22 protein-coding genes are annotated in these 19398 nt (G+C 68.6%); 12 read left to right on the top strand and 10 right to left on the bottom strand.

What is annotated here, in order from left to right; genetic code table 11:
* Position 1: 1 nt before the first annotated feature.
* From BR07_RS23020 to BR07_RS0102635, 4 genes are all read right to left on the bottom strand, one after another.
* Entirely contained in the window at positions 2 to 496 is a 495-nt protein-coding gene (locus tag BR07_RS23020) for a type II toxin-antitoxin system RatA family toxin (protein ID WP_051612957.1), read from the bottom strand.
* 26 nt (positions 497 to 522) lie between these two features.
* Positions 523 to 1557, bottom strand: a complete 1035-nt coding sequence (locus BR07_RS26120; protein WP_051612956.1) for an SDR family oxidoreductase — start codon at positions 1555 to 1557, stop codon at positions 523 to 525.
* Positions 1554 to 2798: an aspartate aminotransferase family protein gene (locus tag BR07_RS0102640; RefSeq protein WP_027504106.1), complete on the bottom strand. Its 1245-nt coding sequence runs from the start codon at positions 2796 to 2798 to the stop codon at positions 1554 to 1556. Before BR07_RS0102640 ends, BR07_RS26120 begins: the two co-directional genes overlap by 4 nt.
* A 248-nt stretch (positions 2799 to 3046) precedes the next feature.
* Positions 3047 to 3589 carry a CGNR zinc finger domain-containing protein gene (locus BR07_RS0102635; protein WP_027504105.1) on the bottom strand — a complete coding sequence of 181 codons (543 nt, stop codon included), beginning with the start codon at positions 3587 to 3589 and terminating at the stop codon, positions 3047 to 3049.
* A gap of 59 nt (positions 3590 to 3648) precedes the next feature.
* Between BR07_RS0102635 and BR07_RS23010 the strand changes: the two genes are divergently transcribed.
* The 5 genes from BR07_RS23010 (at position 3649) to BR07_RS23000 (ending at position 6939) form a co-directional block, all read left to right on the top strand.
* Positions 3649 to 4671: an EamA family transporter gene (locus BR07_RS23010; RefSeq protein WP_081821042.1), complete on the top strand. Its 1023-nt coding sequence runs from the start codon at positions 3649 to 3651 to the stop codon at positions 4669 to 4671.
* A 135-nt stretch (positions 4672 to 4806) separates the two neighbouring features.
* Positions 4807 to 5274 (top strand): effector binding domain-containing protein, encoded by a 468-nt coding sequence (locus BR07_RS0102625; protein ID WP_027504104.1) that lies wholly within the window; start codon positions 4807 to 4809, stop codon positions 5272 to 5274.
* Positions 5271 to 5708: an effector binding domain-containing protein gene (locus tag BR07_RS0102620; protein WP_027504103.1), complete on the top strand. Its 438-nt coding sequence runs from the start codon at positions 5271 to 5273 to the stop codon at positions 5706 to 5708. The genes BR07_RS0102625 and BR07_RS0102620 overlap by 4 nt, the downstream gene beginning before the upstream one ends.
* 267 nt (positions 5709 to 5975) lie before the next feature.
* Positions 5976 to 6671 carry a TetR/AcrR family transcriptional regulator gene (locus BR07_RS23005; RefSeq protein ID WP_051612955.1) on the top strand — a complete coding sequence of 232 codons (696 nt, stop codon included), beginning with the start codon at positions 5976 to 5978 and terminating at the stop codon, positions 6669 to 6671.
* Between the two features lie 85 nt (positions 6672 to 6756).
* The gene (locus BR07_RS23000; protein WP_037183956.1) at positions 6757 to 6939 is read left to right on the top strand and encodes a hypothetical protein; all 183 of its coding nucleotides are present in this window, start codon (positions 6757 to 6759) and stop codon (positions 6937 to 6939) included.
* Positions 6940 to 6962: 23 nt separating this feature from the next.
* Here the strand turns inward: BR07_RS23000 and BR07_RS0102605 are convergent, their stop codons facing one another.
* Both BR07_RS0102605 and BR07_RS0102600 read right to left on the bottom strand, forming a co-directional pair.
* Complete coding sequence (locus BR07_RS0102605) at positions 6963 to 7733, bottom strand: ferredoxin reductase (protein WP_027504102.1); 771 nt, start codon at positions 7731 to 7733, stop codon at positions 6963 to 6965.
* A gap of 1 nt (position 7734) precedes the next feature.
* On the bottom strand, positions 7735 to 8334 hold the full coding sequence (locus tag BR07_RS0102600) for a sulfite oxidase-like oxidoreductase (RefSeq protein WP_027504101.1): 600 nt from the start codon (positions 8332 to 8334) through the stop codon (positions 7735 to 7737).
* 108 nt (positions 8335 to 8442) lie between these two features.
* Here BR07_RS0102600 and BR07_RS22995 point away from each other — a divergent pair, with 108 nt between their 5' ends.
* Positions 8443 to 9321 carry an SDR family oxidoreductase gene (locus BR07_RS22995; RefSeq protein ID WP_081821041.1) on the top strand — a complete coding sequence of 293 codons (879 nt, stop codon included), beginning with the start codon at positions 8443 to 8445 and terminating at the stop codon, positions 9319 to 9321.
* Positions 9322 to 9383: 62 nt separating this feature from the next.
* Positions 9384 to 10598 carry an arginine deiminase gene (arcA, locus tag BR07_RS0102590; RefSeq protein WP_027504489.1) on the top strand — a complete coding sequence of 405 codons (1215 nt, stop codon included), beginning with the start codon at positions 9384 to 9386 and terminating at the stop codon, positions 10596 to 10598.
* A 90-nt stretch (positions 10599 to 10688) separates the two neighbouring features.
* Here the strand turns inward: arcA and arsC are convergent, their stop codons facing one another.
* Positions 10689 to 11030 (bottom strand): arsenate reductase (glutaredoxin), encoded by a 342-nt coding sequence (arsC, locus tag BR07_RS0102585; protein ID WP_027504100.1) that lies wholly within the window; start codon positions 11028 to 11030, stop codon positions 10689 to 10691.
* Between the two features lie 27 nt (positions 11031 to 11057).
* On the opposite strand from arsC, the gene BR07_RS0102580 reads away from it, so the two are divergent.
* From BR07_RS0102580 to BR07_RS22990, 3 genes are all read left to right on the top strand, one after another.
* Positions 11058 to 11417, top strand: coding sequence for a GntR family transcriptional regulator (locus BR07_RS0102580; protein WP_027504099.1), 360 nt, complete (start codon positions 11058 to 11060; stop codon positions 11415 to 11417).
* 76 nt (positions 11418 to 11493) lie between these two features.
* Positions 11494 to 11928, top strand: a complete 435-nt coding sequence (locus BR07_RS0102575) for a DoxX family protein (RefSeq protein ID WP_027504098.1) — start codon at positions 11494 to 11496, stop codon at positions 11926 to 11928.
* Between the two features lie 59 nt (positions 11929 to 11987).
* Complete coding sequence (locus tag BR07_RS22990; RefSeq protein WP_373428308.1) at positions 11988 to 13676, top strand: BCCT family transporter; 1689 nt, start codon at positions 11988 to 11990, stop codon at positions 13674 to 13676.
* Positions 13677 to 13680: 4 nt separating this feature from the next.
* On the opposite strand, the gene BR07_RS0102565 is transcribed toward BR07_RS22990, so the two are convergent.
* Positions 13681 to 15162: a dolichyl-phosphate-mannose--protein mannosyltransferase gene (locus BR07_RS0102565; RefSeq protein WP_081821102.1), complete on the bottom strand. Its 1482-nt coding sequence runs from the start codon at positions 15160 to 15162 to the stop codon at positions 13681 to 13683.
* A 176-nt stretch (positions 15163 to 15338) separates the two neighbouring features.
* Between BR07_RS0102565 and rsmI the strand changes: the two genes are divergently transcribed.
* Positions 15339 to 16166 (top strand): 16S rRNA (cytidine(1402)-2'-O)-methyltransferase, encoded by an 828-nt coding sequence (gene rsmI / locus BR07_RS0102560; protein WP_027504096.1) that lies wholly within the window; start codon positions 15339 to 15341, stop codon positions 16164 to 16166.
* A gap of 16 nt (positions 16167 to 16182) precedes the next feature.
* On the opposite strand, the gene BR07_RS0102555 is transcribed toward rsmI, so the two are convergent.
* Together BR07_RS0102555 and BR07_RS22985 are read right to left on the bottom strand one after the other, a co-directional pair.
* Positions 16183 to 16611: an SRPBCC family protein gene (locus tag BR07_RS0102555; RefSeq protein WP_027504095.1), complete on the bottom strand. Its 429-nt coding sequence runs from the start codon at positions 16609 to 16611 to the stop codon at positions 16183 to 16185.
* A 56-nt stretch (positions 16612 to 16667) separates the two neighbouring features.
* Positions 16668 to 17663 carry an alpha/beta hydrolase gene (locus BR07_RS22985; protein ID WP_155956926.1) on the bottom strand — a complete coding sequence of 332 codons (996 nt, stop codon included), beginning with the start codon at positions 17661 to 17663 and terminating at the stop codon, positions 16668 to 16670.
* Between the two features lie 336 nt (positions 17664 to 17999).
* On the opposite strand from BR07_RS22985, the gene BR07_RS0102545 reads away from it, so the two are divergent.
* Positions 18000 to 19391, top strand: a complete 1392-nt coding sequence (locus BR07_RS0102545) for a WS/DGAT/MGAT family O-acyltransferase (RefSeq protein WP_027504094.1) — start codon at positions 18000 to 18002, stop codon at positions 19389 to 19391.
* Positions 19392 to 19398: the final 7 nt, after the last annotated feature.

The raw sequence follows: 19398 nt of genomic DNA, 5'->3' as shown, positions 1-19398 counted from the left end.
GTCAGCGCTGAGTGAGCCGCGACCCGGTCTCGACGGAGACGACGCCCGAGCCGAAGAGCCCGTCGACGATCTGGTGCACGCCGGTGGCCAGTTCCTGTGCGGCGACCGGATTGAGCATGTCGGCCATCGACGGGATGCCGATGTCGACGGCGGCGTCGAAGGCCATCTCGACGGCGCCGTCGCCGGTCTCCCGCACCGCCCACCGGCCGTCGAACGATCCCAGGTCGCCGCTCGACTGCTCGAAGGTGACGGTGCGGCCGGGCACGTCGACGGTGTCCGTCTCGACCCACTGCAGCAGACCGCCGCGGAAGTGGGTCGACCACGACGACGATCGAACGTACCCGGCCGCGTCCCGCGACTCGGGATCCGTCACGGTGATGCGGTCGACCATGGGTACGTGATCGCCGAAGGAGGCGAAGTCGCTGACCCGATCGAACACGTCGTCCGGAGTGACGCCGGTGAGGGTGGCGATCACACTGATGATGCTGGGGGACATGAGAACTCCTCGAATGGAATCGACGGTCAGGCGGACTGCAGGACGGGATAGGCGCCGGGCGAGCGCTCCACCAGATGTCGGGCGGTGAGGCGGGCGGAGCGTTCGATGGTGCCCGCCGTCTGCGCGGGAGGGAGGGGTCCGGACCCGAGCGACGTGGGAAACGGGCTGGTGTTGAACAGGTTCGCGACGGAGGCGAGGAGATTGGCGAACTTCGTCTGCGACGCGGGGTCGAGCAGGTCGAAGAAGGCCGGCTTCCACAGGCGCTGGAACACGTCCGGGTGCAGCCGGCGAGGCGCGTCCACCGCGATCCCGAGGCGGGTGGCCTCGTCGACCAGCACGGCGACGAGCGAGTCGATGTCCAGTGCCGCGGCCCCGCTGGTGACCCACACGTGCTCGCGGTCGTACTGCCGCGGGTGGTTCACCACCGTCGCGATCGACCGTGCGACGACGTCGCACGGCACGAAGTCGTACTGCAGCGCGTCCTCGCACAGGACGACCGGCAACGTCCCGCGCAGGAAGGCGCGCACGAGGGTGTGCAGCCCCTGCAACTCGGAGATCTCACCGGTCTCGGAATCGCCGCACACGATGGACGGGCGGACGATGGTCCAGTCGAGGCCGCTGCTCCGCACGAGATCCTCGCCGTCCCTCTTGCTGGCGATGTACGCACCGGGGTGCATGGTGGCGAGTCCGCCGGTGACGTCCGGGATCACGGGTTGGCCGACGAAGGCGGTGCTGACGTGCACCAGGCGTGCCGACGCGTCCCGGCAGAGCTCCACGATGTGGCGGACTCCGTCGACGTTGACGGCCCGGGTGGACGCGTCGTCGATCCCGAAGTCCACGACGCCGGCGCAGTGCACGACGGTGTCCACGTCGCGGGTGAGGGCGGACCACGTCCGGTCGTCGAGTCCGAGGTGTGGCGCGCGGAGGTCGCCGCGGACAGTGATCCCCGAGTGTTGCACGGCGCGTCGACCTTCCAGCACGACGACGTCGTGGTCCTCGGTGAGGGCGCGGAGCGTCGGCAGTCCGACGACGCCGGAGGCTCCGGTCAGCAGAATCGTCATCGGTGTCCTTTCGAGAACGTCTCGCGCAGTGCGTCGCCGACGGCGGTGAGCATCCAGTCGACGTCCGCCTCGGTCATCGTGGCCGGGGGAGTGAAACGCACGACGGGACTGGCGTTCAGGGAGTGGTTGGCCACGACGCGCCGGTCGAGCAGCGTGAGCAGGAAGCGGCCGGCGGTGCCGGCGTCGCCGAAGTCGAGCCCGATGAGCAACCCTCGACCGCGGACCTCCACGGTCCCGAGATCCGCTGTGAGTATGCGCAACTCGTCGAGCAGTCGTCCGCCCGTCCGTGCGGATCGCGCCACCAGCTTCTCGTCGTCGATGACCTCGAGCGCGGCGCACGCGGCCGCCATCCCCAGCGGCGCACCGGAGAAGGTCGACGTGTGGATGCCGAAGTCGATGTCGAAGGCACGAAAGGCGCGCGGTGTCGCGACGGCGGCCGACACGGGAATCACGCCGCCGCCCAGGCTCTTTCCCACGAGGACGATGTCGGCGTCGACGGCGTCCCGCTCGCTCTCCCACATCAGGCCGGTGCGTCCGAGCCCGGTCATGATCTCGTCGATCACGAGGAGGGCTCCGCGTTCACGGCACAGTGCCGAGGCGACCGCGAGGTAGTTGCGGGGCGGCAGCACGACCCCGCCCTCGCCCTGCACGGGTTCGAGGACCACGCAGGCGTCGGAGGCGTCGTCGCCGAGTGCGTCCGACAGTGCCTGGACGTCGCCGTACGGAACTGTGGTCGCCGCGGTGAACAGTCGACGGAACGGGTTCTGATACGACGGATTCGCCGTGAGGGCGAGCGCGCCGAGGGTCTTGCCGTGGTAGCCGCGGCTCGCCCCGATCAGGCGATGGTGGCCGGCGCTGCAGGCCATCTTGACGGCGGCTTCGGTGGCCTCGGTTCCGGAGGCGCCGAAGTAGACCTTCGACAGCGAGTCCGGCAGGCGGGCCGCCAGCGCCGCCGCGGCCTCGGCCACCCGAGGTTCGAGCAGGGTGCGGGTGGAGACGGGATGGCGTCCGAGCTGGGCGATCACCGCGTCGACGACGCGGGGATGCCGGGCGCCGAGCAGGAGGGTCCCGTACCCGCCACAGTTGAGGTACTCGACGTCGTCGGTCGACCACAGCCTGGCTCCGAGGGAGCGGTCCTCGACGATGTCGCCCAGCATGGAGGCCACGCGTGCACGAGACTCGGACAGATGCGCGCGGGTGTGGCTCTGCACCCGCCCGTCGAGGGACGTCGAGATCGACATGGTGTGGCTCCCGAGACGAGGAGAAGCGATGAGGCGTGCGGCCCGGCGGGCCGCCGCGATCACCGACGGTAACCCCGGCTGCAGGTGGCGTCAAAGCCACCGATGAGTCGTATGATGTTGTGCGACAACAGATGGCGCGAACCACCGTTATTGAGCGGGGTGGCTACCAGTGGCTGGTCCGGTGACCACGGAATACCTTCAGCTGATCAGGAATTGTGCGAATATCGGTTCACCAGGACCAGCCGTCGTCAGATCTTCTTGCGGGCCCGGTACGCGGCGACGTTGGCGCGGTTGCCGCAGTTTCCGGTGTCGCAGTACCGCCTCGATCGGTTGCGGGAGAGGTCGACGAGCACCGCGTCGCAGTCCGGTGCGTCGCACAGGCGGAGCCGCTCGAGCTCGTCCGACCGCACCATGTCGGCGAGGGCGACGGCGGTCTCGGCCGTCATGCGATCGGCGAGGGGCGCGTCGTCGTCGCTGACGTGCATGTGCCAGCCCCAGTCGCCGTGGCGGGTGAGGTACGGCCGGGCGTCGGATGCGGCCAGCATCGCGTTGACGACGGGTACGACGGCGTCGGGTTCGCCCGTCTCCCACAGCGCCCGCCAGGCCGGGCGCAGGGCCCGCACGGCGTCGAGTTCCTCCTGTGTGCCGTCGCGGCGCCCCGTCCACTCGTGCTCGTCGAGCATCGACGACAGGGTGCTCACGTCAGGGAGGTGGTCCTCGCCGTTCGCGGCGGTGTTGATCAGCGCCGCCGCCCAGACGAGGGCGGTGCGTGTGTCATGAGCAAAAAGCATTTGACTCCTGACCTTCCGGGTCTCTAGTGTCATGACCAATCTACAGTTACGGTCATGACATGACGGGCGACGTACCCGGCGGTGTGGCCGGATCCTCGAAAGGGCCGCTCATGGTGTCCTCCCGTTCCGGTGTCGCGTTCGCCGTGACCTCCGCGATCGCGTTCGGAATGTCGGGCCCGTTCGCGAAGGCGCTCACCGACACCGGGTGGTCGCCCGAGTCCGCGGTGCTCGCTCGCATCGTGGGCGGTGCGGTGATCCTCCTGCCCGTCGTCGTCCTGCTGCGCCGCGGCGCACTCCGCGGGGTGCTCTCGGCTCCCGTCACCGTCGTCGCGTACGGCGTCGTCGCGGTGGCAGGAGCCCAGGTCTGCTTCTTCAATGCGATCCAACACCTCTCGGTGGGTGTCGCACTCATGCTCGAGTACCTCGGGCCGGTCCTGGTGATCGGCTGGATCTGGATCACCACCCGGCGGCGCCCCCGCCCGACGACGATGGCGGGTGTCGCACTCGCGCTCGGCGGTGCGCTGGTCGTGCTCGACGTGTTCGACGGCGCCGTGTTCGATCCTGTCGGCGTGCTCTGGGGACTGTCCGCCGCCGTGTGTCTCGCGTTCTACTTCGTGGTGTCCGCGAAACAGGGCGACGCCGTCGATCCGTTGGTTCTCTCGGCCGCCGGACTGGCGGTGGGCGCCATTGTGGTCGGCGTCGCCGGAATGCTGGGAATGGTTCCGTTGCAGGTGTCGACGAACGACGTCGCTCTCGACGGCCGGGCGTGGCCGTGGTGGACTGCCGTCGCAGTGCTCGCCCTGGTCTCCGCAGCCGTCGCGTACGTTTTCGGGATCATGGCGTCCCGCGCTCTCGGGGCATCGACCGCATCGGTGATCGCGCTGGTCGAGGTGCTGTGCGCGGTGGTTGCGGCGTGGCTCCTGCTCGGCGAGACAGTGTCTCTCACTCAAATCGCAGGTGGTGCAGCAATTCTGACGGGAGCCGCCGTGGTGCAGTGGCGATCCGATGCACCGCCGCCCGTGGAGGCGTTGCCGGCCTCGGCAGGAATGGACGGATCTCACGGGGTGTCCGTTCTCCCCTGACGCGGCACTGTATGGTGAGGGCGCGTCGTGGTATACGGCGGGTGGGCACTTCTCCGGGCGGGGTCGCGAGTGCCGGTCCGCCGGAATGTCAGTGACCACCACGCGGACATCGAAGCCGTTGCACGGGAGCCCGTCATGACCATCGAATTCGTCGACCTCGCGGAAACGTGGGTTGCGGGTCTCCCTGTGCGTAGCCCGAAACGGGCGTTGGGCTCTCTCTACGACACCAATCTCGAACGTGCGTGGTCCGGAATCCTGAACCAGGACATCGGTGAACCGCTCGGGTCGATCTACACCGACTTCGTTCCCGCGATCGGGTCCTACAGCACGCAGATCGTCGGGTACCGCGTCGCGGACGGTGACGTGCGCCGCGGGCACATCGTGGCGCGTGTGCCGGCGGGTCGCTATGCGAAATTCTCAGCAGTCGGCAATTTTCCGCAGGTCCTGACGACGCTGTGGAACGAGATCACCCACGCGGAGGAGATGGGGTCCTTCACTCGCGCCTTCACCGGTGAGTTCGAGGTGTATCCCCACGCGTACAAGATCGAGATGTACGTTCCGGTCGCGACGCCCGGCTCGCGGGGCGTCGGCGGTGCGGGATGACGTTCCGTCTCGTGGCACGTCCGAGCATGGTGTTCGGCGGACTGGTCGTGCCCGGTGTCGATCCCGGACCCGAGGGCAGCGCCAGCGATCTCGTCGTGTTCCTGCGTGAACGTATCCGCGAACGTGAACCGGAGGACGCCGACGTCTACACCGTCTACGTCCCGGATCAGCGTGGTGTCTGCAACGTCGTCGTCGGCGTACCTCGTGGGAACGTCGACGACGTGCCGATCGGCGACGTCTTCGTCACGGTTCCGTCGGGAGCGTTCGCGGTCTTCACGCCGTCGATGACGCTGCCCGACCGGGCGGAGGACGCGTGGGCGCAGGCCGAGGAGGCCATCGCCGACGGCTCGATCGTGCGCGCCGGCGGGGTGGAGTTCGAGTGCCTCTCAGCCGACGGGAACGTCGAGATCTTCGTCGCCGTCTCGCTGCAATGACGTGCGCCGACGTCCGGTGCCGGCGGACGAGAAGTCGGCTCTCGTCGAGATAAAGAACCTACCGACGAGTAGAAGCAGTCGGAGCGGTGCCTGGACTCGCTCGAGCGCTGGTCGTCATTGTGATTTTGTCTCGAGTGCATTTCTGTGGCGGTGTTCGAGTCCAACCTGTGCCTATCATGATCACGCGCAGTAGAAGGGTGTGACACGGGATTCACACCGGCGGTTCGGAGCACCGGTCCGAACGCGCGTGACTAGTGGGGAGTAACAATGGTCAGGCAATTACGTGCAGAGGCAACGCGGTCCGCGGCCCTGCGGGCTGCCGCCGATCTGTTCCTGCGGGTCGGCCACGCCACGGCGACCCTGAGCCAGGTCTCGGCGGAGTCGGGTGTGACCAAGGGCGCGCTGTACTTCCACTTCGCCTCCAAGGAAGAGCTGGCGCGCGCGCTCGTCGACGAGGGTCGTGAGCGTGTCGCGGCCGCCTGCACCGGAATGGTCGACAGCCGTTCTCCCGCACTGGAATCCGTCATCGGGATCACGTATTCCGTTCTCGACCTTGCCAATACCGACAACCTGGTGCGCATCATGTACCGCCTGCAGCTCGAGGTGGACGCACCGGACCCCACGCGGGGGAGCGTCTTCGGTACGTGGCAGAACATCTTCTCGCACCTCTTCGAGCGTGCCATCGAGCACGGTGACGTCATCGACTCGCTGGACGCCGAGACCGCGTCCTGCCTGGTCTCGGAGATGCTCAGTGGCGTGCTGATGGTCGCCGAGGGCACTGCGCGCCTCGACGGTGCCGCCGTGCGCATGGAGCAGGTCTGGCACACCATCCTGCCCTCGCTCGTGCCTCCGGCGAAGCTCCCGTACTTCCGCGAGTTCGCCTCGCGAAGCCTCTCCAGCTTCGTACGCGATCGCTCGGGTGCCGACGCCACCAGCGACACCGGCGTCTCCAGCAACCACTAGCGTTCGGCGCTCTCCCGGCGCACACTGTGACGTGAGACACACGGCTTTCGTGTGTCGACCGCACGAGTGACGTCGGGAGAGACCCATGGAAGACATCGCCACGCGCGAACGCACCGACCGCCGCATGTCCGACAACGAGCTGCGCAAGGCCATCCGCGTGCTGCAGTCACGCGCGTACGACGCTCGGAAACGCGGTGACGCCGACGATGCCGCACGCATCGAACGCACTGTCCGCGACTACCAGGACGAGATGACCACGCGCCTCTGAACTCGGCCGGGCGGGGACGGTTGTCAGCTGGGTCCGAAGCGCTCCGTGCGAATGTTCGCCGGTGCATGTCCTCGCTCGACCAGCATGTCCGCGACCGTGTCGACGAAGCTCGTGGGCCCGCAGATGTAGCACCGCGGCTCGAACTCGGCGGGCCACCCGTGCGCGTCGAGATCCTCGATCGTGATGCGGCCGAGCGGCCTGCGGGAGCCGGTGGGGGCGCGCCGCGTGTAGAGCGTGGTGACGTCGACTCCCGCGGGCGGATGCGCCCACTCGTCGGCGAAGTACACCTCCGCCGGTTCACGGACCGAGTAGAGCACGCGGAACGGCACCCGGCCGCCGCTCGATCCCGCCGCGGCCTGCGCGCGGACCATCGCGCGGAGCGGAACGATGCCCGAGCCGCCGCCCACCAGCAGGACAGGCGGTGACGGGGTCTCGGTGGGTGCCGACGGCCGCCAGACGAACCACCGGCCGACGGGTCCGCGGATCTCGAACCGGTCGCCCACCTCGACGGCGCCGACGAGGTAGGGGGACACCTCGCCGTCGGAGACGTTCTGCACGGCGATCTCGATGCGCGACGTGCCGTCCGGTGCGGAGGCGAGGGAGTAGCTGCGCTGCGCGCTGTACCCGTCCTCGGCGGTCAGCTTCACGTCCACGTGCTGTCCGGCGAGATGTCCCGGCCAGCCGTCGACGTCGAGCACCAGCGTCGAGGCGGTCGGTGTCTCGCGCCGCAACTCGAGCACCCTCGCGACGAGCCAGGGCCGGGCCCCGACCCCGGCGGTGGCTCCGGTGGTCACGTCAGTCGCCTTGGTATCGCTGCTCGCGCCACGGGTCGCCGTAGTCGTGATAGCCGCCGCGCTCCCAGAATCCCTGTTCGTTCTCCTCGGTGAGCTCGATGCGCGAGACCCACTTCGCCGACTTCCAGAAATACAGGTGCGGCACGAGAAGCCGTGCGGGACCGCCGTGTTCGCGTGCGAGCGGCTCTCCGTCGAACTCGGTGACCAGCCAGGCCTTCCCGTCTCGCAGGTCCTCGAAGAGCAGATTGGTGGTGTATCCGTCGAAGCCATGCACGACGACGTATCCGGCCTCGGTGTCGAGACCGTCCAGCAGCACGTCGAGACTCACGCCGTTCCAGTTGGTGTCGAGCTTCGACCACTTGGTGACGCAGTGGATGTCGACCGTCGGGGTCTCGTGCGGCAGCGCGGCCACCTCGTCCCACGTCCAGGTCCGGGTCTCACCGGTCTCGGACGTGATGGAGAACGACCACGTGTCGGTCGCGACCACGGGCGCGGGCCCGATGGCGAGAACCGGGAAATCGTTGGTCAGGTACTGGCCGGGGGGAGTCCGACCGTCGTCGCCGCGCCGGCGGCCCACGAAGCCCTTCGAGATCAACGCCATGGTGGCAGATTTTGCGCCGGTCGTCGGGCCTCTGACAAGTCGGAGCGCGCACACTCGACCGGTAGTGTCGGGCACCACAGCAGGCCGGCGAGGGGGGAGTGCGACGCGATGGTGCAGAGCAGGCTGAGAGGGAGACGTCCGCGACGGTCGTGGACCGACCTGCGCGGGGCGATCGTGCTGGTCACCGGCGCCGCCAGCGGCATCGGTCGCGCCACGGCGATCGAGGCCGCGCGGCGTGGGGCGCGGCTGGTCGTCACGGACATCGCGGAGGCGGGACTGGCGGCCACGGCCGCCACCATCGCCGAGAACGGCGGCAGCGTCGTCGCCTCGCGTGCGTTCGACGTCTCCGACCACGACGCCGTCGCCTCGTTCGCGGACGCCGTGCACGCCGAGGTGGGGAGCGTCGACGTCGTCATGAACGTGGCCGGGATCTCCGCGTGGGGCACCGTCGAGAACATGGCCCACGAGACGTGGAAGGCGCTGATCGACATCAACCTGATGGGCCCGATCCACGTCACCCAGTGCTTCGTTCCCCCGATGATCGCGGCGGGTCGCGGTGGATACCTGGTCAACGTGTCGTCGTCGGCCGGCCTGCTCGCGTATCCGTGGCACGCGGCGTACAGCGCCAGCAAGTTCGGCGTGCGCGGCATGTCCGAGGTGTTGCGCTACGACCTCGCCCGGCACGGCATCGACGTCTCGCTCGTGGTCCCCGGGGCGGTGCGGACACCGCTCGTCGAGACGGTGGACATCGCCGGCGTGGATCGCGACGACCCACGCGTGAGAAAGCTGACCGCACGCTTCGAGGCCCACGCCGTGTCGCCCGAGGTGGTCGCGGAGAAGATCCTGACCGGGATGGCGAAGCGGCACTTCCTCGTATACTCGAGCAACGACATCCGGGTGGGGTACTGGGTGTCGCGCAAGTTCGCGCGCCCCTACGAGATGACCATGCAGGCGGCCAACGACTACTTCTCCCGACTGCTGCGCTGACCTCACGCGCGTGTCGCGGCGGAGCGCGTGCCGAGTCGGCGCTCACGCACTACCGTTCTGGCATGGACGCGACGGCTCCGCTGGGAGCGGATTCCGAGGTGGGAACGCTCCGGACGGTCATGCTGCACCGCCCTGGCGACGAGCTGCGCCGACTCACCCCCCGCAACAACGATCAGCTGCTGTTCGACGGGCTGCCGTGGGTGGACCGCGCTCGCGACGAGCACGACGCCTTCGCCGACCTGCTGCGAGGACGCGGTGTCGAGGTCCTCCTGCTCGGTGATCTGCTGACCGAGACCCTGGCCCTCAGCGGTGCCGCACGCGTGCAGGGTGTCGCCGCCGCGGTGGAACCCCGGCGGCTCGGACACGTGCTCGCCCGGGACCTGGCGACCTACCTCCGCGGCCTGCCCGCACCCGAACTGGCGACCGTGCTGATGGCGGGCATGACCTTCGACGAACTGCCGGTAGCGGACGACTCGGGTGTCTCGCTGGTCCGGCGCATGCACCACGGCGGCGACTTCGTCATCGAGCCGCTCCCGAACCTGCTGTTCACCCGCGACTCGTCGTTCTGGATCCAGCAACGCGTCGCGATCACGTCGCTGGCGCTGCGGGCCCGCGCTCGGGAGACGTCGCTGACGGATCTGATCTACGCCTTCCATCCACGATTCCTCGGTGTGCGCCGGGCCTACGAGTCGCACACCGCGCCGGTGGAGGGCGGCGACGTGCTGCTGATGGCGCCCGGCGTCGTCGCCGTGGGAGTCGGTGAACGCACCACGCCCGCCGGTGCCGAAGCGCTCGCGCGCAGCCTCTTCGACGACGACCTCGCGCACACCGTGCTCGTGGTGCCCATCGCGCAGGAACGGGCGTCGATGCACCTGGACACCGTGTGCACGATGGTCGACACCGACGCGGTGGTGATGTACCCGATCATCCAGGACACGCTGTCCGCGTTCACGATTCGCCGCGAGGACACCGGTGTGACCATCACCGGCGCGGGCCCGTTCCTCGACGCCGCGGCCGACGCCATGGGTATCGGCAAACTGCGGGTCATCGACACCGGACTCGACAACGTCACCGCCGAACGTGAGCAGTGGGACGACGGGAACAACACGCTCGCACTGGCTCCCGGCGTCGTCGTCGCGTACGAACGCAACGTCGAGACGAACGCGCGCCTCGAGGCGTCGGGCATCGAGGTGCTGCGCATCTCGGGATCGGAACTGGGGTCGGGCCGCGGCGGACCCCGCTGCATGTCCTGCCCCGTCGCCCGCGATCCCGTCTGACCTCCGGCCTTCCCGCTGATGTCCGGCCGGCCTCCGGCCTTCCCGCTGATGTCCGGCCGGCCTCCGGCCTTCCCGCTGATGTCCGGCCGGTCAGAGGACCGTGCTCACCGTGGCCGCCGGGCGCGCCAGGACGGTGCCCTTCTCGCCGACCACGAAGGGCCGCTCGATGAGTACCGGATGCGTCAGCATGGCGCGCAGGACCGTCTCGTCGTCGGCATTCGCGAGATCGAGTTCCTTGTACAGTGTCTCGCGCTTGCGTACAGCGGTGCGCGGGGTGAGGCCGGCATCGGAGATGAGGGCTCGCAACGTCGCCTCGTCCGGCGGGGTGGTCAGGTAGGGCACGATGGTCGGCTCCACCCCCGCGTCGCGGATGGCCGCGAGTACGTTGCGGGACGTCGAGCACCGGGGGTTGTGATAGATCGTGACGGACATGGAGCAAGTATGGCGGGAGTGGGACCGATGAGGTTCACGATCGACGGTGCGTCGGGGACGGCGCCGTTCGACCAGGTGCGGTCGCAGATCGTGGCCGCGGTGCGGTCGGGGCAGCTCATCGCGGGATCGAAACTGCCGACGGTGCGAGCTCTCGCGGCGACGCTGGACCTCGCTCCCAACACGGTGGCGAAGGCGTACCGCGAACTCGAGAAGGACGGCGTGATCGAGACCCGGGGGCGGTCGGGCACCTTCGTGGCGGCCGGCGGCGATCCTTCGGCCGGGGCAGTGCAACTCGCGGCCACGGAGTACGTCCGCGCGGCGCGTCGCGCCGGCATCGACGACGAGGTGGCTCTGCGCTACGTCCGGACGGCGCTCACGGACTCCTGACACCACCAAGGTTGACGCTTCAACCTAAGTGTGTCATCGTGATCCCGAATCCACCCCGACCCATCAGAGGATCACTGTGAAGACACCTGTCGTCGTTCGAGACATCGCCGCACTCGTCGCGCGCATCGCCCTGGGCGTCGTGTTCGTCGCCCACGGGTGGCAGAAACTGCGTACCAACGGGCTCGATGCCACCACCGCCGGCTTCGAGGGCATGGGCATTCCGGCCCCGCAGGTGTCGGCGTACTTCGCCACCTTCGTCGAGCTCATCGGTGGAGCCGCTCTGATCCTGGGCGTGCTGACGTCCGTCGCGGCTCTGCTGCTGGTCGTCGACATGGTCGGCGCGCTCGTCTTCGTGCACCTCGACAAGGGCGTGTTCGTCGGCGAGGGCGGCTGGGAACTGGTCGTCGCACTCGGCGCCGGAGCGCTTCTCCTCGCGGCAGTCGGCTCGGGCACGTACAGTGTCGACCGCGCATTCCGCCGTCCGAAGTCACGTGCACGCGTATCGTCCTGACCTGCGAAAACAGTCTGTGAACTTGCACCGGGGCGTCGAGGCGAGCAACGTGACGTCTCATGACATCGCGTATGGACACGGACACAGGACCGGCTGACACCCCACGCGATGATGCCGCGGACGTTCCCTCGTCCGCGGCATCTGCCGTGCTGCCCACCTCCGCGCACCCCGATGCGCAGGACCCCGGGTCGCAGGAACCGGCGCCGCGGCGCGCCACCCTCGACCCCGTGGTGTTCGGCGTCGCGGCAGCCGTCGTCACGGGCATCATCGTCTGGGGACTGGCCGGACCGACGAGCCTCGAGAACGTGACGTCCTCGATGCTGGACTGGCTCGTCACCAACATGGGCTGGCTGTTCATCATCTCCGCCACCGGTTTCGTGCTCTTCTGCATCTACCTGGCGATGTCGAAGTACGGACGTATCCCGCTCGGCAAGGACGGGGAGAAGCCGGAGTTCAAGACCGTCAGCTGGATCGCCATGATGTTCAGCGCCGGCATGGGCATCGGGTTGATGTTCTACGGCGTCTCCGAGCCGCTGACGCACTTCGTCACGCCGCCGCCCGGCACCGACAGCAGTGTCGGAACGGCCATGGCCACCACGATGTTCCACTGGAGCCTGCATCCGTGGTCCATCTACGCCGTCATGGGTCTCGCCGTCGCGTACAGCACCTATCGCCGCGGCCGTCGTCAGCTCATCAGCTCCGCCTTCCTCCCCCTGCTCGGCCGCCGCGCCGAGGGCCCGATCGGCAAGGTCATCGACATCCTCGCCATCTTCGCGACGCTGTTCGGTACCGCCGCCTCCCTCGGACTCGGTGCGCTGCAGATCGGTTCGGGTGTCGAGGTCATCGGCTGGCTCGGTGAGGCCGGCACGCTCCTGCTCGTCGCCATCGTCGCGCTGTTGACCCTCGCCTTCGTCGCGTCCGCGGTCTCCGGCGTCGCCAAGGGCATCCAGTGGCTGTCCAACATCAACATGGTGCTGGCACTCGTCCTCGCACTCTTCGTGTTCGTGCTGGGCCCGACGGTGTTGATCCTCAACCTGATTCCCACCACCATCGGCGACTACGCGAGCCAGCTGTTCCACATGTCGGCTCGCTCGGCGGCGTCGTCCGATCCGGAGACCGCGTCGTGGCTGTCGTCGTGGACGATCTTCTACTGGGCCTGGTGGGTCTCCTGGACCCCCTTCGTCGGCATGTTCCTCGCCCGCATCAGCCGTGGCCGCACCGTTCGTGAGTTCATCATCGGTGTCATCGTGATCCCGAGTGCCGTGAGCCTGGTGTGGTTCTCGATCTTCGGCGGAGCCGGTATCGGCGAACAGCGCGACGGCATCGACCTGGCCGCGCGCGGCAGCAGCGAGTCTCAGCTGTTCGGCATGCTCGAGAACCTGCCGCTCTTCGGGCTGTCGACGGTCGTCGTGATGATTCTCGTGGCCGTCTTCTTCGTCTCCGGTGCCGACGCGGCGTCCATGGTCATGGGCACCCTCAGTCAGCGCGGAACCCTCGAGCCCAGCCGCTGGGTCGTCGTGTTCTGGGGAGCCATCACCGGTGGCACCGCCGCAATCATCCTGTGGACGGGCGGCGCGGACGCGCTCAACGGCTTGCAGACCATGACAATCATCGCCGCGGCGCCGTTCGTGCTGGTCATGATCGGGCTGTCGGTGTCGCTCTACCGCGACCTGTCGCACGATCCACTGGTGCTCACGCAACGTCGTCGACGTCTCCGGCTGACGAAGGCCGGGCGCACCGAGCTCTGAGCGGTCAGCGCCAGCTCGGCAACCAGAGCTGCTGCTGCCACGTCTCCTGACTGATGGGCAGACCCGTGAGGATCGGCCAGAGCCACACGAAGTTGGCGATCACCACGGCGACGTACAGCGAGACCAGCAGCAGACCGAGCGTGCGGCGCTCGCGACCCTGCCCACCGCGACCCTGTCCACCGCGGAGTCCTCGCCCGAGGATGTCGCCGAGGACCAGGGTGACGCCCATGACGAGGAAGGGCGCGAGCGCCGCGGCGTAGAAGAAGTACATCTGACGGTCGAGGGTCAGGAACCACGGCAGGATGCCGGCGCCGTAGCCGACGAGCACGGCGGCGTAGCGCCAGTCGCGGCGGGCCACGGTGCTCCACAGCGCCCAGCCGAGCATCGGGAACGCGACCCACCACAGAGCAGGCGTGCCGATGAGCATGACGGCCTTGACGCAGTTGCCGCCCGTCGAACAACCGGTGATCTGCTGCCCGTCGGCGAAGTAGTAGAGCATCGGCCGCAGACCCATCGGCCACGTCCACGGCTTGGACTCCCACGGGTGGCGGTTACCGGCCGAGTTGGTCAGTCCGGCGTGGAAGTCGAGGACGTTGCCGCTGTAGTACCAGAGCGAGCGCAGAGCGGCGGGCACGAACGAGAACGGTCCGCCCGTCCCGATGTCGGTACCCACGGCGTTCCGGTCGACGCCGGTCTCACTCGCGAACCAGCCGGCGTAGGTGGCCAGATAGACGACGAGTGGAATAGCCACCAGCGCGTACAGCGCGGGTCCGACGTCGCGCACGGCGGTGCCGACCCACGGCCGGGTGACCCCGTACTGGCGACGCGCCGCGACGTCGAAGGCGACGCTGAGCAGTCCGAAGAACGCGACGAAGTAGATACCCGACCACTTCGTTCCGCACGCCAGACCGAGCAGTAGTCCGCCGCCGAACCGCCACCAGCGGACGCCGAGACGCGGGCCCCACGTGGTCATCTCCATGCGGCCCTCGACGGCGACCCGGTGCAACCGCTCCCGGACGTCGTCCCGGTCGCGGACCAGAGCGCCGAACGCGGCGACGACGAACACCACCATGAAGATGTCGAGCATGCCGACTCGGGACGTCACGAACGTGACGCCGTCCACGATCATGAGGATCCCGGCGATCGCGCCCAGCAGCGTCGAGCGCGTCATGCGGCGCACGATGCGGACGACGAGGAGAACGAGGATCACACCGAAGACGGCCGACGACAGCCGCCAACCCCATCCGGTGTAGCCGAACAGTGCCTCGCCGACGGCGATCAGCTGCTTGCCGACGGGCGGGTGGACGACGAGGCCGTAGGCCGGGTTGTCCTCGACGCCGCCGCCGGTGAGAACCTGGTAGCCCTGCGGGGCGTAGTGCTTCTCGTCGAACACCGGGGTGCCGGCGTCGGTCGGATAGCCGAGCATCGTGAAGCGGGTGACGGCCGCGAGCACCGTGAGGACCGCGGTGACGATCCATCCGCGCATGCGGTCGGTGGGCCCGAACACTGCGGGCGGGAGAGCCGGGCGCGGCGCGGTGAGGTACTCGTCGGAACCGTCGCGACCGGTGGGGATACGCGCGGTCACGAGGGTCACGATTCGATCGTAGGCTAGATGCCGACGGCGACCGCGGTCGTGACCGACGAGCGAGATGAGGACGACGCGTGCTGGTACTCGGTGCGACACCGATGGGGGACCCCGCAGACGCGTCGCCCCGACTGCGCGACGCACTGGCCACGGCCGATGTCGTCGCGGCGGAGGACACGCGCCGCACGAAGTCCCTGGCCACGGCACTCGGTGTGCAGATCACCGGTCGGGTCGTCAGTTTCTACGACCAGGTCGAGGTCGATCGGGTTCCCCTGCTGCTCGCCGAGATGCGCGAGGGACGGCGGGTCCTGCTGGTCACCGACGCCGGTATGCCCTCCGTGAGCGACCCGGGTTACCGACTTGTCGCCGCGTGCGCCGAGGCGGGGATCGGCGTGACCTGCCTGCCCGGGCCGTCCGCCGTGACCACCGCACTGGCCCTGTCGGGGTTGCCGGTGGAGCGCTTCTGCTTCGACGGATTCGCCCCTCGCAAGCGTGGTCCCCGGCAGGCGTGGATGCGCACGCTGACGACGGAGAGCCGCGCCGTCGTGTTCTTCGAGGCCCCGCACCGCATCGCGGACTGCCTCGCCGACGCGTCCGAGGTACTCGGCCCCGATCGGCGCGCCGCGGTGTGCCGGGAGTTGACCAAGACCTACGAGGAAGTGAAGCGAGGGACGCTGGGGGAGTTGGCCGCGTGGGCCGCCGACGGCGTGCGCGGCGAGATCACGGTGGTCCTGGCCGGAGCCGAGCCGGTCAGCGCGGATCCCGCCGACCTCGTCGCGGAGGTGGAGGATCTCGTGTCCGCCGGGCTCGGCCTCAAGGACGCATGCGCACGGGTGGCCACCACGACGGCGGCGGACGTGTCCAAGCGTGCGCTGTACGAAGCGGTGCTGGCCGCGCGCGGCTGACGCCGACGCCGCGTCGTCAGCCGACGACCTGCTGGCGCAGTCCGTCGGTCGCCGTCTCGAGGACGGACTTGGTCCCGCGCTTGACGATGAATCCCGGCACAGGGATCTTCGGGTCGAGCGTGATCTCGAACTCGAGGTGGGTGCCCTTGTCGGTCTCGCTGAGGCGGTACTCCGCGTGCTGCGACTTCTGCTGGGTGCTCTCGACGACGTCCCATGCCACCGACATGTCGGACCATGTGAAGCGCAGCACCTGCTCGTCGGTGAATCCCATGACGGCGACGGTCATCTCGGCGAGGACGGGACGACCCTGATCGTCACGCTCGCGCACCGAGACCTTCTTGTGGATCGACGACCAGGCCGGCAGACCCTCGAGGTCCGCGATGACCGCGAGCACGTCGGCCGGTGGTGCCTCGATCTCGACTTCTCTGTTTCCGCTGACAGCCATGGCGTGAATGTAACCGACCGTCCACACCTACAGGGCGGTTTGGGTCGGTGTCGTGATCATGTCCCGGTGCCGGCCAGGGGAACTGTGCCGCGGCGGACCTGCTCGTCGACGAAGACGGCGATCTCCGAGATCGCCCGCGCCGACTCGGGAACGAAGTCCGCGGCGTGGAACACGTGCACCTGGTCCTGCCACACCTGGAGACGGCACTCGATTCCGGCGTCCGCCAGGCGCTCCGCCATCAGTTCCGAGTCGGCGTAGACCATCTCGGTGGATCCGACCTGGATCAGGACCGGCGGGAGGGCGGACAGGTCCGCGTCGACGGGACAGACGCGGGGACCACGCTTGCCGTCCACGACGATGCGGGCCTCGACCTCGTCCGCCAGCTCGGTGAGCGCCGGCACGGCGCCCTTGGGGAAGACCGAGCACAGGGACGCGTTGGGATGCAACATCTTCCGCGTCGGATCGAGATCGGTGAGCGGCGACAGGGCGATGATGCCGCCCGCGGGCGGCAGACCCTGGCTCTGCAGGGCGAGCGCCACCATGAAGGCCAGGTAACCGCCGGCGGAGTCACCGGCGATGAAGATCTGTTCGGGCAGGTACCCCGCGTCGAGCAGGTAGCGGAAGCCGTCGACCCCGTCCTCCACCGCGTGCGAGATGGGGTTGCGCGGCATCATCCGGTAGTCGACCGACAGCACGTCGGCACCGGTGGATTGAGCGATGCGCGAGACGAGCCGGCGGTGGCTGTTGAGGCCGCACACCACGAACGCGCCGCCGTGGAGATACAGGATCACGCGATCGCGGTCCGCGCGGCGGGTCGGTCGCTCGGACCTGCCGTCGGCACCGACACGACGCGGGCTGTCCGTGCGGACCCACTCGGCCCGGCACTCGTCGAGCCGCACGGGCGCGACGGTGGTGTCACCCACGGGTGGGAGGAGTCGGCCGGCCTGGTCGACCATCGACATGGGCCACGGCAGGCTGTGGGTCCGGGCCCACACGCCCAGGAAGGGGCGGACCGTGCGGCGCAGGTACGCGGCGAGGAGCTTGGACTGCATGCTGCCGCCCTCGAACTCCTGGCGGTCCACGGCGGTGCCGACGCCGAGGGCGCGTCGCACCCGGCGACTGGCGGACGTGCGTGTCAGCGACGACGGTGCGGTCATCTCGGCCGAGGCGATGCTCATGGGTGGCCCTCCACTTCCTTGCTCGTACTGGGAATCGCACGATAGGGCCGAAACGAAACACTTCTCGAGGAATAGTTGTTGCCGGGGTCACACCGTGACCCCACGTTGTCGCAATAGTTGTGGGTTCGTTACTTCCGGGTAGCACAGTGAACCTGCAGGTGAGCCGCACCGTGACCACGCGGTTCCGCAGTTCGAGAGAGGTCCGCCCCCATGCCCTTCATGCCGGTCACAGAGTCGATGTTCCTACTGGCCGAGACGCGCGAGCACCCCATGCACGTCGGGGGACTGCAGCTGTTCGTGCCCCCGGAGGACGCCGGCGACGACTTCGGGATGCAGCTCTACGAGACGTTCCAGGCCGCCACCGACGTCTACAAACTGTTCCGCAAGCGGCCGGCGCCGCCGGTGAACTTCATGGGCACCGTGCGCTGGATCTACGACGAGGAGCTCGACTTCGAGCATCACGTCCGGCGCATCATGCTGCCGCGGCCGGGCCGCATCCGCGAGCTGCTGCGCTACATCTCCGCCGAGCACAGTGCGCCGCTCGATCGGCATCGCCCGATGTGGGAGCTGCACATCATCGAGGGCCTGGCCGACGGCCGCGTCGCGCTCTACAGCAAGATCCACCACTCGCTGGTCGACGGTGTCTCGGCGCTCAAGTTGTTCGAGCGCACCCTGACCACCGATCCCGAGGCCCGTGACTGCGGCCCGATCTGGGACCCGGCGCTGTTCGAGCGGCCGAAGAAGAAGAGCACCGAGGTGGCGAAGGTCGACGACGGTGGCGTCCTGTCGCTGCTGTCCACGGGCGTCAAGGCGGCCGGTGAGCTCGCCGGGGTCGGACCCGCCGCGGCCCGGATCGGTCTGAACAAGCTGCGCGGCAACGAGATGGTGCTGCCTCTGACCGCGCCGCGGACGATGCTCAACGTGCCGATCGGCGGGGCACGCCGCTTCGCCTCGCAGCAGTGGTCCAAGTCGCGGATGAAGGACATCGCGGCAGCGCTGGGGGTCACGTTGAACGACGTGGTGCTGACGATGTGCTCCGGGGCGCTGCGGTCCTATCTCATCGACCGCAACGCACTGCCCGACCAGCCGCTGATCGCGATGGTGCCGGTGTCCATGCGGGAGGCCGGCGCGGACGCGGACGGCGGTAACGCCGTCACCACGGTGCTCTGCAACCTCGGTACCGATCAACCCGATCCGGAACGCCGACTCGCCGCCGTCGTCTCGTCGATGAACGAGTCGAAGGCGATGATGGGCACCCTGTCTCCACTGCAGGCGCTCAGCTACGGCGCGGCCGTGATGGCCCCGCTGCTGCTCACACCGGTGCCGGGCTTCGTGCGCAACACCCCGCCCCCGTTCAACGTGATCATCTCGAACGTGCCCGGCCCGAAGACCGAGATGTACTGGAACGGTGCGAAACTCGACGGTGTCTACCCGGCGTCGATCGTGCTGGACGGGCAGGCGCTGAACATCACGTTGGCCACCAATGCCGACAACGTGAACTTCGGACTGGTCGGAGATCGGCGTAGCGTGCCGTCCCTGCAGCGGATGCTCACGCATCTCGACACCGCACTCGAGGAGCTCGAGAAGTTGGCCGACGGGTGAGTCTCGC

The organism is Rhodococcus sp. UNC23MFCrub1.1 (assembly GCF_000686025.1).
Taxonomy (GTDB): domain Bacteria; phylum Actinomycetota; class Actinomycetes; order Mycobacteriales; family Mycobacteriaceae; genus Rhodococcoides.
This window is presented reverse-complemented; position numbering and strand designations above follow the sequence as displayed.

Coding starts and splice junctions, on each gene's coding strand:
- BR07_RS23020 (WP_051612957.1), bottom strand. CDS start 496: ATGTCCCCCAGCATCATCAGTGTGATCGCCACCCTCACCGGCGTCACT.
- BR07_RS26120 (WP_051612956.1), bottom strand. CDS start 1,557: ATGACGATTCTGCTGACCGGAGCCTCCGGCGTCGTCGGACTGCCGACG.
- BR07_RS0102640 (WP_027504106.1), bottom strand. CDS start 2,798: ATGTCGATCTCGACGTCCCTCGACGGGCGGGTGCAGAGCCACACCCGC.
- BR07_RS0102635 (WP_027504105.1), bottom strand. CDS start 3,589: ATGCTTTTTGCTCATGACACACGCACCGCCCTCGTCTGGGCGGCGGCG.
- BR07_RS23010 (WP_081821042.1), top strand. CDS start 3,649: ATGACGGGCGACGTACCCGGCGGTGTGGCCGGATCCTCGAAAGGGCCG.
- BR07_RS0102625 (WP_027504104.1), top strand. CDS start 4,807: ATGACCATCGAATTCGTCGACCTCGCGGAAACGTGGGTTGCGGGTCTC.
- BR07_RS0102620 (WP_027504103.1), top strand. CDS start 5,271: ATGACGTTCCGTCTCGTGGCACGTCCGAGCATGGTGTTCGGCGGACTG.
- BR07_RS23005 (WP_051612955.1), top strand. CDS start 5,976: ATGGTCAGGCAATTACGTGCAGAGGCAACGCGGTCCGCGGCCCTGCGG.
- BR07_RS23000 (WP_037183956.1), top strand. CDS start 6,757: ATGGAAGACATCGCCACGCGCGAACGCACCGACCGCCGCATGTCCGAC.
- BR07_RS0102600 (WP_027504101.1), bottom strand. CDS start 8,334: ATGGCGTTGATCTCGAAGGGCTTCGTGGGCCGCCGGCGCGGCGACGAC.
- BR07_RS22995 (WP_081821041.1), top strand. CDS start 8,443: ATGGTGCAGAGCAGGCTGAGAGGGAGACGTCCGCGACGGTCGTGGACC.
- arcA (WP_027504489.1), top strand. CDS start 9,384: ATGGACGCGACGGCTCCGCTGGGAGCGGATTCCGAGGTGGGAACGCTC.
- arsC (WP_027504100.1), bottom strand. CDS start 11,030: ATGTCCGTCACGATCTATCACAACCCCCGGTGCTCGACGTCCCGCAAC.
- BR07_RS0102580 (WP_027504099.1), top strand. CDS start 11,058: ATGAGGTTCACGATCGACGGTGCGTCGGGGACGGCGCCGTTCGACCAG.
- BR07_RS22990 (WP_373428308.1), top strand. CDS start 11,988: ATGACATCGCGTATGGACACGGACACAGGACCGGCTGACACCCCACGC.
- BR07_RS0102565 (WP_081821102.1), bottom strand. CDS start 15,162: ATGCGCGGATGGATCGTCACCGCGGTCCTCACGGTGCTCGCGGCCGTC.
- BR07_RS0102555 (WP_027504095.1), bottom strand. CDS start 16,611: ATGGCTGTCAGCGGAAACAGAGAAGTCGAGATCGAGGCACCACCGGCC.
- BR07_RS22985 (WP_155956926.1), bottom strand. CDS start 17,663: ATGCAGTCCAAGCTCCTCGCCGCGTACCTGCGCCGCACGGTCCGCCCC.
- BR07_RS0102545 (WP_027504094.1), top strand. CDS start 18,000: ATGCCCTTCATGCCGGTCACAGAGTCGATGTTCCTACTGGCCGAGACG.